Here is a 13313-nt window from a genome sequence, read left to right on the forward strand (position 1 = left end):
TTGATTATCATCTGGCTGCTTAGTTAAAAGCTACTTGCAGCTATTTTTGTAAGTGCATATCGATACAACGTAACTTGTACAGAGTTGCTGTTAAAGCCTGCTTATAAAAAAATTAAGTTTTTGCGATTAGACGCATTAAAAAGGTAACTGAAGATAAGTGCGATGCTTACGGCGGGCTGCGCCTACGCAGGAATTATCTGGATTTGACAAGTTATAGTCAATTAATCGCTAGCTTCATAATGCCAAGAGAATTAGAGGCACGTAGGCGCAGCCCGCACTTCTCTACGAGACGCTGCGCGAATGACAAAGCTACTTCGGCTGCGCTCAGTAAAAGTCAGTGACCGCCGTAGGCATTGCTCTCCAGATAATTTACACTCAAGGTAAGACCGATCATTTGCAGCTTCTGTTATGTCCTCAACTCTAGATTCTTTGCCACCTGCGCTTGCTAAAATTGTCCAGCGCTTTCAACGCGCTTCTGAACCGAAGCGGCGTTACGAACAGCTAATCTGGTATGCTCAGAAGCTCAATGAGTTCCCAGAAGCTGATAAATTACCCGAAAATAAAGTTCCTGGTTGCGTGTCTCAAGTTTATATCACAGCAACTTTGAATGACGGTAAGGTTGTGTTTCAGGGCGAGTCTGATTCCCAGTTAACCAAAGGTTTAGTAGGGCTGCTAGTTGAAGGATTGCAGGGACTAACGCCAACTGAAATTGTCCAACTTACTCCAGATTTTATTCAAGAAACAGGCTTAAATGTTAGTCTGACACCCTCCCGTGCTAATGGGTTTTACAATATTTTTAAGACCATGCAGAAAAAAGCATTGGAATGTAAGTTAGATTTGCCTAGCTAAACTTGGTTATTGGTCATTGGTCATTAGTCATTGGTCATTTGCAAAGGACAAAGGACAAATGACCAATAAGGTACAACTACCAAAATTTAGTGTCATGTCAACCAATGTATTATCTACCTCTCCTGCTACTAGCTTTGGTGGAGTAGTTCAAGAATATCTCTGGAATTGGGAAAATCAGCAATTGCGCGTTGTTTATGAAACCCTTGGTAAAGGTTCACCGCTATTGCTACTACCATCTTTCAGCAGTGTTTCGACGCGTTTAGAAGTAGGCGAACTTGCCAAATTACTAGCTCCCAATTTTCAGGTTTTAGCCATAGATTGGCCTGGATTTGGCGAATCTTCTCGCCCTAGCTTGGATTACCGACCGGAAATATATCAGCAATTTCTGGAAGATTTTGTCAAAGCTGTTTTTAATACTCCCATTACTGTGGTGGCGGCTGGCCATGCTGCTAGTTACGTTTTACAATTAGCTGTCAAACAACAAGCTGCTTTCTCAAAGATTGTGTTGTTAGCTCCTACTTGGCGTGGGCCTTTGCCGACAATGGGCGCAAGTCAGCAAATAGCTGGCATGGTGAGAGGATTGGTGCGATCGCCTATACTTGGTCAAGCTCTCTACAAACTCAACACTACCCCATCCTTCTTAAGTTTCATGTATCGTCGTCATGTCTTTACTGACGCGGCTAAAGTTACACCCAGTTTTATTGAGAAGAAGTGGCACACAACTCAACAACCAGGAGCGCGATTTGCATCTGCTGCCTTTGTAACTGGTAATCTTGATGCTGTACACGAACAATCTGATTTTTTGGAACTTGTGCAGTCTTTAACTGTACCGCTCATGGTAGTAATAGGGGAATCCAGTCCTCCTAAATCACGAGAAGAAATGAACGCTTTGGTAGCTTTACCAGGAGTGAGAAGTGTTGTTATCCCTGGTTCTCTGGGATTGCATGAAGAATACCCAGCCGTTGTTTTAGAAGTAGTTCAAGATTTTTTATTATCTCCATAAAATTAAATCTTTGCACCAAGATCCAAAGAACAATTTTGCACCTTGGTGCAAAATTAAGATTATAGAACTTACGCAAAAAGGCAGTGAAAGCCTAGATTTACTGTAGTGGTAATTCATGTAGACGCAAAGCGACTACTCTACGAGAATCCAAAGGCGAATACCCAGAGTATTGCCCCTACAGCGTGTAATCTTGCGTAAGTCCTATATTTATTACTTATTACAGATGCATAAAAATAAAATGTTTCTTGATTAAATTATGTGATGATTTTGCTGAAACCCAAAGTAACAGCAAGTTCGCACAAAAATATAAAAAGATTTATGATATGTGATAATGATTATCCATAAGGTGAGATAAGGGGAATTTAGAGTATGGTGGCTGACGTAATCGACAATTCAGTTCCCGTTACTGTTCTTACAGGCTACTTGGGAGCAGGTAAAACGACTCTACTCAATCACATCCTCACCTACGAACACGGCAAAAAAGTTGCTGTGATTGTCAATGAATTTGGGGAAGTGGGTATTGATAATCAATTGATTATTGATGCCGATGAAGAAATATTTGAAATGAATAATGGCTGTATCTGTTGTACAGTGCGCGGCGATTTAATTCGCATCATTGGCAATTTGATGAAGCGGCGCGATAAATTTGATCATTTAGTAATTGAAACGACTGGATTAGCCGATCCTGCGCCAGTGATTCAGACATTTTTTGTTGATGAAGATTTGCAAAGCCAACTGTCTCTAGATGCGGTGGTGACAGTGGTAGATGCCAAGCATATTTGGCAGCATTGGGATGCAGACGAAGCCCAAGAACAGATTGCTTTTGCCGATGTAATTTTACTTAATAAAACAGATTTGGTAGCGCCAGAAGAGTTAGATGAATTAGAAACACGGATTCGGGCGATGAATGCGATCGCAAAAATTTACCGTACCCAAAATTCTGAACTAGGAATGGATGCTTTGTTGGGTGTAAAAGCCTTTGATTTAGAACGCGCATTAGAAATTGATCCAGATTTCTTGGGAGAAGATGCCCACGTACACGATGAAACCGTCTATTCTGTGGCTTTAGTAGAAGCAGGTGCTGTGGATGGAGAAAAATTAAACACTTGGCTTTCCGAGTTACTGCGTACCCAAGGGCCAGATATTTTTCGGATGAAAGGCATTTTAAATATTGCTGGAGAAGATAATCGATTTGTATTCCAAGGGGTACACATGATATTTGATGGCAAACCCGATCGCCCCTGGAAACCCAGCGAAACCCCCAAAAATGAACTAGTCTTTATCGGTCGCAACCTTGATGCAGCCAAACTCAAACAAGATTTTCTCGCTTGTCTAGCGTAAAAGGGGATTGGGGATTGGGGATTGAGGATTGGGAAAAGTTTACTCCCTAGTCCCCAGTCCCTAATCCCTATTCCCCACAGTCCCTAATCCCTATTCCCCAGTCCCTAGTCCCTAGTCCCCAGTCCCTAGTCCCTATTCCCCAGTACCCAATAACTATGAACTCCACAACCAAATCAAAGGAATTTGAACAACACTATTCGGGGACACTTTCAGATTATGTAACTGCGATCGCTTGGTCGCCAAAAGTTAAAACTTTAGCAGCAACTTCCGCCGCCGGTGAAGTGGTTCTGTGGAATGATGGCGAACTCACAACTTTACAAGCTGGTAACGGTAAATCAGTAGACTGTCTCGCCTTTTCCCCAGATGGAAAATTCTTAGCCGTTGGTGGACAAGATGGACAAGTAAAAATTTGGCGCGACACTGAATTAATCGCCACCTTAGAAAATGCCCCCGCATGGGTTGACAAACTAGCTTGGAATTACACCAGTAACCAACTGGCTTTTAGTTTGGGGCGGTACGTCCAAGTCTGGGATGCAGATACTCATGAAATTGTCGTGACGCTGAATTTTGACAACTCTTCAGTATTGGGTATAGATTGGCGCATTGACGGACAATACTTAGCCATTAGTGGTTATAAGGGAGTAAAGATTTGGCATAGTCAAAACTGGGATGAGGAACCATACAGCCTAGATATGACTACTGTCAGTTTAGCGATGGCTTGGTCGCCCGATGGTAAATTCCTCGCTTCTGGCAACATGGATCGTAGTGTCACCGTTTTAGAATGGAACAATCCCGACCCTTGGGTGATGCGTGGTTTCCCTGGAAAAATTCGCCAATTGGCATGGTCAGAAGCTATGACTAAAGTAGGTGCGCCAATCCTGGCATCTTCCAGTGTTGAAGGTATTGTGGTGTGGGAGAAACTAGAGGATGATACTTTAGGTTGGGAAGCACGAGTATTAACAAATCATGTGGGTGTGATCAATGCGATCGCCTTTGCACCTAAAAGCTTCCTTCTTGCTTCTGCTGCTGCTGACGGCTGGTTGTGTTTGTGGAACCAAGCCAAGGAAGTATCTCAAATTATCACAGGTGTCTCAGGAGGTTTTTCGACCTTAGCTTGGCATCCCCAAGGCAAATTACTGGCCGCAGGCGGTGAGCAAGGCGAATTGGTTATTTGGTCAAAGGTTTTACGAGGTCAAGGATTTGGGCGCAGTTAAATAATACTCAGTAATTAAAGTTGAACCTCTGCAATTTATTGGTTATGCTGTATGACCAAAGGTATTTTTGTGTAAATTATGAACATAGTGAAACTGATTTTACTTGCTTGTCCCGCATTTCTGGTATCCATGCTGCTGATAGTTAATCCAGTACACGCATCCAGCCTCAAATCTCTATATGCTACACAAATTGTTACTGTAGCGTCTACACAACAAATTTCTGATCTGGCAACCCCGAACTTGATTCAAACATCCAATCCGATTATTGATCAAGTTGGTTGCAATTGTGCAAACTGTGTTCAGTCTAAATTTCAATCGCTACAAGGCAAGCTGCCATCAGTCGGTTTTTAATAAAGTTAGAAGTTATAAATCTTGTAGGGGCACAGCAATTCTGTGCCCTTATTAATTATTAATTAGCTTTTTGTATATAGCGATCGCAGCTGCGGCATCATTATTTAATTAAGGTCATACCTTAAAACCAAGTAGGAAAGTATTTAGGCGAATCCCTAACTACTGAGAAACCTGCTGGTAAACTAGTGAAGTTGGTGCGAACGCGAACAGTATGCCGTAGGCGATCGCAATCTGCACCCAAGCTGTTAAGCTCTTGTTCAAAGAGCTAGTCCGGGGATTAGAAAACTTGCTAGAGTGAACAGAGTTAGCCTTAATGTCTAATCGCCAAAACCTATACATCTCATGGATTTTGCTAATATTGCATCCCAGTTGAACGCTGGAACGATTTTGCCAGAGGGGATTGTTATTCTCACCCTCTTGGGGGTTTTGATTGTTGATTTGATTTTGGGGCGTACATCAGCACGCTGGATTGGATATCTAGCGATCGCAGGTTTATTTGCTTCCATTGTCGCCCTATATTTTCAATGGGACAATCCTAATCCCATCTCTTTTACCGGTGGCTTTAATGGTGATGACTTAAGTATCGTCTTTCGCGGCATCATTGCCTTGTCTGCGGCTGTGACTATACTGATGTCAATTCGCTACGTCGATCAAAGCGGTACTCCTTTAGCCGAATTCATCGCTATTTTGCTGAGTGCTACTTTAGGAGGGATGTTTTTATCCGGGGCTAGTGAGTTGGTGATGATTTTCATCTCCCTAGAAACCCTGAGTATTTCATCTTACTTGTTGACAGGTTATACCAAGCGTGACCCCCGCTCCAATGAAGCGGCGCTGAAATACTTGTTAATTGGAGCTTCCAGTACAGCAGTATTTTTGTACGGTGTATCACTGCTGTATGGATTATCTGGAGGACAAACTGAATTAAGTGCGATCGCTAATGGCATTGCCACAGCGAAAGTGGGACAATCTTTAGGTTTAGTGATTGCTCTAGTTTTTGCGATCGCAGGTATTGGCTTTAAAATCTCCGCTGCACCTTTCCACCAGTGGACACCAGATGTTTACGAAGGCGCTCCCACCCCAGTCATCGCCTTTTTATCTGTTGGTTCCAAAGCAGCTGGGTTTGCCCTAGCCATCCGCTTGCTGACAACAGCCTTCCCTCTTGTTGCAGACGAATGGAGATTTGTCTTCACTGCTTTAGCTGTTCTCAGCATGATTTTGGGTAACGTAGTCGCCCTAGCCCAAACCAGCATGAAACGAATGCTAGCTTATTCATCCATTGCCCAAGCCGGGTTTGTGATGATTGGCTTGATTGCTGGTACACAAGCCGGGTATGCCAGTATGATATTTTACCTACTGGTTTACTTGTTCATGAACCTGTGCGGCTTTACCTGCATCATCCTGTTCTCACTGCGGACAGGAACCGACCAGATTGCCGAATACTCCGGCTTATATCAAAAAGACCCACTCCTAACATTGGGGTTGAGTATTGCTCTGCTTTCCTTGGGTGGTATTCCACCATTAGCTGGATTTTTCGGCAAGATTTACTTATTCTGGGCTGGTTGGCAAGCAGGACTTTATTGGTTAGTCTTACTGGGCTTAGTTACCACCGTCGTCTCCATCTACTACTACATTCGCGTAGTTAAGATGATGGTAGTTAAAGAACCCCATGAAATGTCCGACGCGGTGAAGAATTATCCACAAGTGCGTTGGGATTTACCTGGACTAAGACCTTTGCAAGTCGGGTTAGTGATAACATTAATTGCCACTTCCCTAGCAGGGATTTTGTCAAATCCACTGTTTACATTGGCTAACAATTCCATCTCCAATACCCCATTTTTGCAAGCAACAATCAACAGTCATGTAGAAGCACAAAATCTACTGCTTTTGCCAAAGTTAGATTCGGTTAGTCAGTCTCAACCCTCAGTTGATTCTACCGCTAAGATTTAACCGATTCTCAATATAACTTTCTACTCAAAGATACGTCTGTTTGCTAATTAGCAGACAGGCGTTTTTCATATCTATTAATACCAATTCTGTATCAATACTTGTCAGGTTTTGGGGAAAAGGGTAAGGTGGGGTAACCTCTAGGGATAAGGGGCGGGGGAAAGAAAAAACCTTTAATACCAATTTGACAAAAGAATGCAACAAATAGACCATCTGTAGAGACGCGATTCATCGCGTCTTTACCCAAGAATGTGTTGCTTCGAGCAGTATTGAATTCTGTATGAAGATGTACCTATAGAACTTACGCAAAATTGTAGGCGTAATTCTTTTACGTAAGTCCTAAAATTTTATGAGACTGAGTTAACAGGTATCTTGATAACAAATTCTGCACCTTTTCCTGGAACAGAAAAACAGCTCAGTTGTCCGCCATGTTTTTCAACTATAATTTGATAGCTTACAGATAGCCCTAGTCCTGTGCCTTTACCCACGGTTTTGGTAGTGAAAAATGGATCGAATACCTTTGAGCGAACTTGTTCATCTATTCCCAAACCATTATCAGCAATACTAACCGCAATCCATTTTTCATTGATTACCTCAGTTTTGATTTGAATTTGGGGATTATTATTTGTCAGCTTTTGATTGTCAGTTGTTTGTGAATTGACTGCCAGCGCTTCCAGTGCATCGATCGCATTAGCAAGAATATTCATAAACACTTGGTTAAGTTGACCAGGATAGCAAGTTACATTAGGTAGCTGACTATATTTTTTGATCACTTTGATTTCTGGATACTCATGCCTAGCTTGGAATCGATGCTCCAAAATCATTAAAGCACTATCAATTCCTTCATGTATATTGACTTGTTTAAGCTCTGCTTCATCCAGTCTGGAAAAGTTACGTAGTGATTTAACAATTTCCTGAATTCGCTCTGTTCCCACTGTCATTGACTGGAAGAGTTTAGTTATATCTTGAATCAGAAAATCTAAGTCTATTTCTTCTAGCTCCTGTTGGATTTCTAGAGGAGTATTGGGACAAAGTTGTTGATAGATTTGCACCAATTTCAGTAAATCATGAGTGTATTTATAGGCGTGGTGGAGGTTTCCATAAATAAAACTGACGGGGTTATTTATTTCATGAGCAATACCAGCAACCATCTGACCTAAACTAGACATTTTCTCAGCTTGGATAAGTTGAGTTTGGGTAAGTTGTAGTTCGTTTAGTGTTTCTTGTAAAGCAGTTGTACGTTCCTCAACCCGAATTTCTAACTCTTGATTAGCTTTCCACAGCGCTTCCTCCGCTTGTTTACGTCTCTGAACTTCTTTTGCTAACTCATCGATTTTCTGGTTTAGGAGAACGAAATTACTGCTAGCTAAAGTTCTATTTTCTAAGCGTAAGAGAATTAAACTTGAAGATTCAGGAGACCAAGGTTGAATAACGGCTCCTTGACTACGACATATTAAGGTTTGTCCATCATTCTTTCGCAAAGTCAAGGAGCCAATAACCATTGCTCTACTACTTGAACAAGCTTGCAGGTACTTGACAACATCGTCAACAGACTGAGTTACAAGTTCAATGAGCATTTTCCCCCGCAGTTCCTGACGACGTAACCCCAGCATATCTGCTACTGGTTGATTGGTCGCGAGCAACTGACCCTCTCCACTCACCAGGAGCAAAGGTTCTGGTAAAACTCTGGCAAATTCAAGAAATTGTTCGGGAGTCATGGGGCTTCCAATTTCAGGGTTCGATTCTAATTTACATATCTGCACTCAAGCTTGTATCCTATGGTTAGTTTAGTGAGGAAGAATTTACACGGATTCTATTCCCCTAAAGTATTCTCGACCTTCTGCATCTTCTGCCTCTTCTGTAAATTTTAAGTAAACAATAACTCTACATCCCGAAGCACCCTGTGCTATTGTCTGTTGCAATTCTACTTTCGCATATCCCAGATTATTAGCTGCGATCGTCCCAAAGACGTTTGAAGTCATCATACACATGGCAGGGCGATTAAGCACTTTTTCCCCAAATGGGCAGACGCGGTTGCCAAAGACAATTTTTTCATCATCCTGCTCAACAACATAAAAATCGCCCTGGATTCGTTTTTTTAAATCAATCAAGACATCAGCGACCTGCTTACGAGAGAGTTTAGAGACTTCCAGAGCAGATTTGTAATCTTGGTCAAGCTGCGTAGCCATCCTTTCACCAACTACACTAATAAATCCAGAAGCTTCTTCTAAGCCAACTACATCCTGCAAAGTGCCAGATAATTCTCTAATTAATGTACGTAAAAATATATCGCGTTCTAAAGAAACATTAAGCGTGGCTATCGAATGATTAAGTGCATTAGTCATAAATTTTGAGAACACAATCTTGGAACTACAGTTATAGAGTTCCCCAAAATGACCATAAAGTAACTGGTTGATACCTTTCTTTAAAGAATTTGGTGCTTGCTTGTGTTTCTAATAAATTGTGATAGCGATCGCAAATTCTAAATCTTGTCGTTGCGATAGTTCCCAGTTTTGCAAAGTCTCTTCTAGCTTCAAACCAATTCTCACTCTCAAATAAACCAGCTCACTGACAATCATGATAAAGCTTTTCTGTTTTAAATAAATGAATTTTGTTTTTCTAAAAGCGCATTTAATTACCAATTATGGGCCACAAATTATTAGTTCACGATCGCCTGATTCTAAATTAAATATTTATTTTAATTAATATTAATAATTGATAAATTTCCTGTTTTAAGATATAGGAATGCTGATGATAAACTCAGAACCTTTTCCTAAGATAGATTTTACTTCTAGAATTCCCCTATGTTTTTGAACAATTATTTGATAGGCAATTGATAATCCTAATCCTGTTCCTTTCCCCACAGGTTTTGTTGTGAACAAATGACCAAATATTTTTTGCTGAACATCCGACGACATTCCTACACCATTATCTTGGATCCTAATCAATGCGTGATTTTCATCTTTGTTTCGAGCAGTATGAATTATAATTTGATTGGGACTTTTATTAATTTCATCAAAACTCAATCCAGAATTCGACTCATCTAAAGCATCAATTGCATTTGCCAACAAATTCATAAATACCTGACTCAATTGTCCTGGAAAGCATGGTAAGGGAGGAAGCTCACCGTAATTTTTAATTACTTGAATAGCAGGACGAATCTTATTATCTTTCAAGCGATGCTTGAGAATAAAAAGAGTGTTATCAATACCTTTATTAAGGTTAAACAGAACTTTTTGTTCTGTATCTGCTCTAGAGAAACTTCGCAAGCTATTGCTAATACTAGAAATGCGATTAGTACCTTCTTTCATTGATGAAACTAGTTTAGGTAAATCCTCGCGCACATACTCTATATCCATTACTTGGATTATTTCTTGAATTTCTTGAGATGCTTGAGGATAGGTTTTTTGATATAGGTCGATCAGATGTAACAAATTCTGAATATACTCTTGAGCCGGAGCCAGATTACCTTCTATAAAGCCAACTGGATTGTTAATCTCATGAGCTACATCTGCAACTAGACTTCCCAAACTAGACATTTTATTCTGCATTATCTGAAGATTAAGAAGCATCATTTCTAGTTCATGGGTTCTTTCTTCTAGATTGTTTTGATATTCTTTTAATTCAGCAATTACTTTCCTGAGCAAATATTCTTTTTTTTCATTTGTCTCTTCTAGCTTTACCCGGTTTACTTCAGAACGCTCTAATTGCTTTTGGAGAATTCTATTCGCTTTTTTTAGTTCCTTATTTTCTTGTTGGTAATCCACAAATTCCATAAGCTTCTATCGAGTTCCCAAAATTAAAGTTACAAAAGTTTCATTGTGGAATTGTGTCTCGCTAATTCGATCTATAGGAGCAATTTCTCCATAAGAATAAAATCCACAAGCAGGTAAATGGTAAGTTAAACAGAGTTTTGTATTCTGGTACTCTTCTTTTGCTCTCGTACCAAGTATTTGCCGACGAGCTACACATGAAAAAAATAAAACAGCACTTGGTTCTGCACCTGGATAACTATTTAAAGCATTCATGAATGATGCTTTGGAAGCTACCAAAATATCTTCATAACCTGCTTCTGCAATTTGAATTACAGCTCGATCGGGAATATCTGCAAAAAAGGTGATGCTACCAGATTCCTGATTGTAAGCAATCGGCGCTCTTATATAAAAATTGTCTCCATTCCGATCAAATACTGCTAGAGGATATTCCATTGAAGGAGGAAGTAAACCTAGATAATGATGATAAAAATCTAAAGCTGGTTTACCATCTATTTCATAGAGTATGTTCTTATCTATTTTAGTCACTTGGCTTATTTGACCGATAGGATGCCAACCACTTGCAACACCATGAGAAAACAATATTGTGCCCGAAAAAAGCAGAATTGGTACAGAATCACTTAATACTTCTGTGTTAAAAAATTGATATGTATTTTGATATCTGGACTGATCGCCTGCTAAACCACCGAATATCGGCACATTTTGACCAAGAGCTAATTTTAAGCCATGCAATATAGATACACCACTAACTGTAAGACTCTCTGGATGAGTTAAACATAGCCTTGGAGTTTCAGTACTTTTTGCTTTGGCTTGCTCTATAGCTTGTTTAGTTACAGCAATTGGATCGCCTGAAACTTTGCGTCCAACTCCTGCATGAATTTCAACTTCGTCTGAGCAAAATAACATTAAGGTGATTGAGTCTTGCTGAAATTCTAAGACTGAAGAAATTTCTCCATCTGTTGTTCCACCAATCAACTCAATACCTGGAAAAACGTGACGAATTTGTTGCAAAATGAGACCATGTTCGAAGTCAATCGCAGAAAAAAGAATCCCAGCTTTTGGTATATCTCCTCCAAGGGAACTGATACATTGCTGAAGAACTTCTTCAATTGCTGACAGAGAATCTGGATCGTTACTGTGACCTACTGCTGTTTTAAACATAAAGATTCCGATAACGGCATTTAGTATGATTAGGAAAGGGGAAGCCTGATGATGAATTCTGAACCGTGTCCTAGTGCTGAATTTACCTCCAGAGTTCCTCCATGTTTTTCGACAACAATTTGATGAGCAATTGATAATCCTAATCCTGTACCTTGACCAACAGGCTTAGTGGTAAATAAATAGTCGAAGATTTTTTGCTGGACATCAGCCGACATTCCCACCCCATTATCTTTAATCCGAATTAGAATATAATTATTGTTTTCATTGAGAGTAGTCTGAATAAAAATTTGATTAGGATTTGCTTCAATTTCAATATAAGTTCGTCCTATATTAGACTCCTCTAAAGAATCAATAGCATTAGCTAATAAATTCATAAATACCTGATTAAGCTGTCCGATAAAGCATTCTAAATCTGGTAAATTCTTGTAATCTCTAATTATTTGAATATCAGGTCGATTCTCGGATGCTTTTAAACGGTGTTTAAGAATCATGATTGTACTGTCAATGCCATCATGAATGTTGCAAGAAACTTTGCGATCGCTATCTGCGCGAGAAAAAGTTCTCAAACTAGTACTAATATTACGAATGCGTTGAACACCCTCTTTCATTGAAGAAATTAAGTTAGGTAAATCGGAAAGCATATACTTCAAATCTATCCCTGCAATTTCCTCTTGAATTTCTGGTACCGGATTTGGATAGTACTGCTGATAGAGGTTAATAATATTAGCCATGTCTTGAAAATATACTGAAGCATGTCCGAGATTTCCATGAATGAAACTAACTGGATTATTAATTTCATGAGCAACTCCTGCTACTAACTGACCAAGAGCAGACATTTTTTCTGTCTGCACAAGCTGAAGTTGAGACTCTTGTAGGTCTTTTAATGCCCTAGACAATGCTGCTGTCCTTTCTGCAACTCGTTTCTCTAAAGTTTTTGTAAGATTTCGTAATTGCAGATGGGTTTTAATTCTAGCTAGTAATTCTTCTTCATTAAAGGGTTTAGTAATATAATCAACTGCCCCTATATTTAGACCCCTAACTTTACTATTAGTATCAGAGTTAGCTGTCATAAAAATTACTGGAATATCACAAGTAGCTGAATTTTCTTTCAGTCTTTTACAAGTTTCAAATCCATCTATTCCCGGCATCATTACATCTAATAAAATTAAATCAGGTAATTGCTCTTCAGCCTGCTTAATTGCCCTACTGCCATCATTTTCTGTAACGACTTTAAAACCAACATTAGTTAATATGTCAAAGACAATTCCTAAATTTGTAGTGGTATCATCCACCACTAAAATTAAACTATCTTCTGGGAGGTTAAGCATTTGTAGATATGGCTTATAATTCATGTATTTAAATTAATTTAACTCCTTATTTATTGTTTACTATTGCCTGCGATCGCAGCTAAGTCACATCTATTTTGCAGACTGACTGGCAAATTTATCCTCTGACAACCATATAGTTCCCAAAAACTCTGATAACAGCAACATTCTCAGGCTAAATTACTCTATGCAACTACAGGAGCGATCGCTCCAACATATCCATCAACTATAGGAATCATATTTGATTTCTGAAAAGGACTGCGAGATAATACGGGTATAGGACTAATATTTGATTTCTGAAAAAGCTCCGTACATTTGAAGGGTGGGGAAATCAAAGGTCGTGTGTCGGATA

Annotated in this window: 13 protein-coding genes; 6 read left to right on the forward strand and 7 right to left on the reverse strand. The window is 39.7% G+C overall.

Annotated features, from left to right (window positions below):
* The first annotated feature begins 408 nt into the window (after positions 1-408).
* From G1O98_RS13375 to G1O98_RS13395, 5 genes are all read left to right on the forward strand, one after another.
* Entirely contained in the window at positions 409-849 is a 441-nt protein-coding gene (locus G1O98_RS13375; protein WP_012410198.1) for a SufE family protein, read from the forward strand.
* A 94-nt stretch (positions 850-943) separates the two neighbouring features.
* The gene (locus G1O98_RS13380; protein WP_163929266.1) at positions 944-1852 is read left to right on the forward strand and encodes an alpha/beta hydrolase; all 909 of its coding nucleotides are present in this window, start codon (positions 944-946) and stop codon (positions 1850-1852) included.
* A gap of 369 nt (positions 1853-2221) precedes the next feature.
* Entirely contained in the window at positions 2222-3193 is a 972-nt protein-coding gene (locus tag G1O98_RS13385) for a GTP-binding protein (protein WP_163929254.1), read from the forward strand.
* Positions 3194-3348: 155 nt separating this feature from the next.
* Positions 3349-4407, forward strand: a complete 1059-nt coding sequence (locus G1O98_RS13390; protein WP_163929255.1) for a hypothetical protein — start codon at positions 3349-3351, stop codon at positions 4405-4407.
* Between the two features lie 78 nt (positions 4408-4485).
* Positions 4486-4758: a hypothetical protein gene (locus G1O98_RS13395; RefSeq protein ID WP_163929256.1), complete on the forward strand. Its 273-nt coding sequence runs from the start codon at positions 4486-4488 to the stop codon at positions 4756-4758.
* Positions 4759-4917: 159 nt separating this feature from the next.
* Here G1O98_RS13395 and G1O98_RS13400 read toward each other — a convergent pair whose 3' ends face one another.
* The gene (locus tag G1O98_RS13400) at positions 4918-5097 is read right to left on the reverse strand and encodes a hypothetical protein (RefSeq protein WP_163929257.1); all 180 of its coding nucleotides are present in this window, start codon (positions 5095-5097) and stop codon (positions 4918-4920) included.
* Positions 5098-5100: 3 nt separating this feature from the next.
* On the opposite strand from G1O98_RS13400, the gene G1O98_RS13405 reads away from it, so the two are divergent.
* Positions 5101-6705: an NAD(P)H-quinone oxidoreductase subunit N gene (locus G1O98_RS13405; RefSeq protein WP_163929258.1), complete on the forward strand. Its 1605-nt coding sequence runs from the start codon at positions 5101-5103 to the stop codon at positions 6703-6705.
* A 344-nt stretch (positions 6706-7049) separates the two neighbouring features.
* Here the strand turns inward: G1O98_RS13405 and G1O98_RS13410 are convergent, their stop codons facing one another.
* The 6 genes from G1O98_RS13410 to G1O98_RS13430 form a co-directional block, all read right to left on the reverse strand.
* Positions 7050-8420 (reverse strand): ATP-binding protein, encoded by a 1371-nt coding sequence (locus G1O98_RS13410; RefSeq protein ID WP_163929259.1) that lies wholly within the window; start codon positions 8418-8420, stop codon positions 7050-7052.
* 84 nt (positions 8421-8504) lie between these two features.
* On the reverse strand, positions 8505-9047 hold the full coding sequence (locus G1O98_RS13415) for a methanogen output domain 1-containing protein (RefSeq protein WP_163929260.1): 543 nt from the start codon (positions 9045-9047) through the stop codon (positions 8505-8507).
* 108 nt (positions 9048-9155) lie between these two features.
* Positions 9156-9281: a hypothetical protein gene (locus G1O98_RS40695; protein ID WP_265578548.1), complete on the reverse strand. Its 126-nt coding sequence runs from the start codon at positions 9279-9281 to the stop codon at positions 9156-9158.
* Between the two features lie 153 nt (positions 9282-9434).
* Positions 9435-10478, reverse strand: a complete 1044-nt coding sequence (locus tag G1O98_RS13420; protein WP_163929261.1) for an ATP-binding protein — start codon at positions 10476-10478, stop codon at positions 9435-9437.
* Between the two features lie 6 nt (positions 10479-10484).
* Entirely contained in the window at positions 10485-11636 is a 1152-nt protein-coding gene (locus tag G1O98_RS13425; protein ID WP_163929262.1) for an FIST N-terminal domain-containing protein, read from the reverse strand.
* 29 nt (positions 11637-11665) lie between these two features.
* On the reverse strand, positions 11666-12988 hold the full coding sequence (locus G1O98_RS13430) for a response regulator (RefSeq protein ID WP_243458432.1): 1323 nt from the start codon (positions 12986-12988) through the stop codon (positions 11666-11668).
* Positions 12989-13313: the final 325 nt, after the last annotated feature.

It is taken from the genome of Nostoc sp. UIC 10630, assembly GCF_010747425.1.
Lineage (GTDB): Bacteria > Cyanobacteriota > Cyanobacteriia > Cyanobacteriales > Nostocaceae > Nostoc.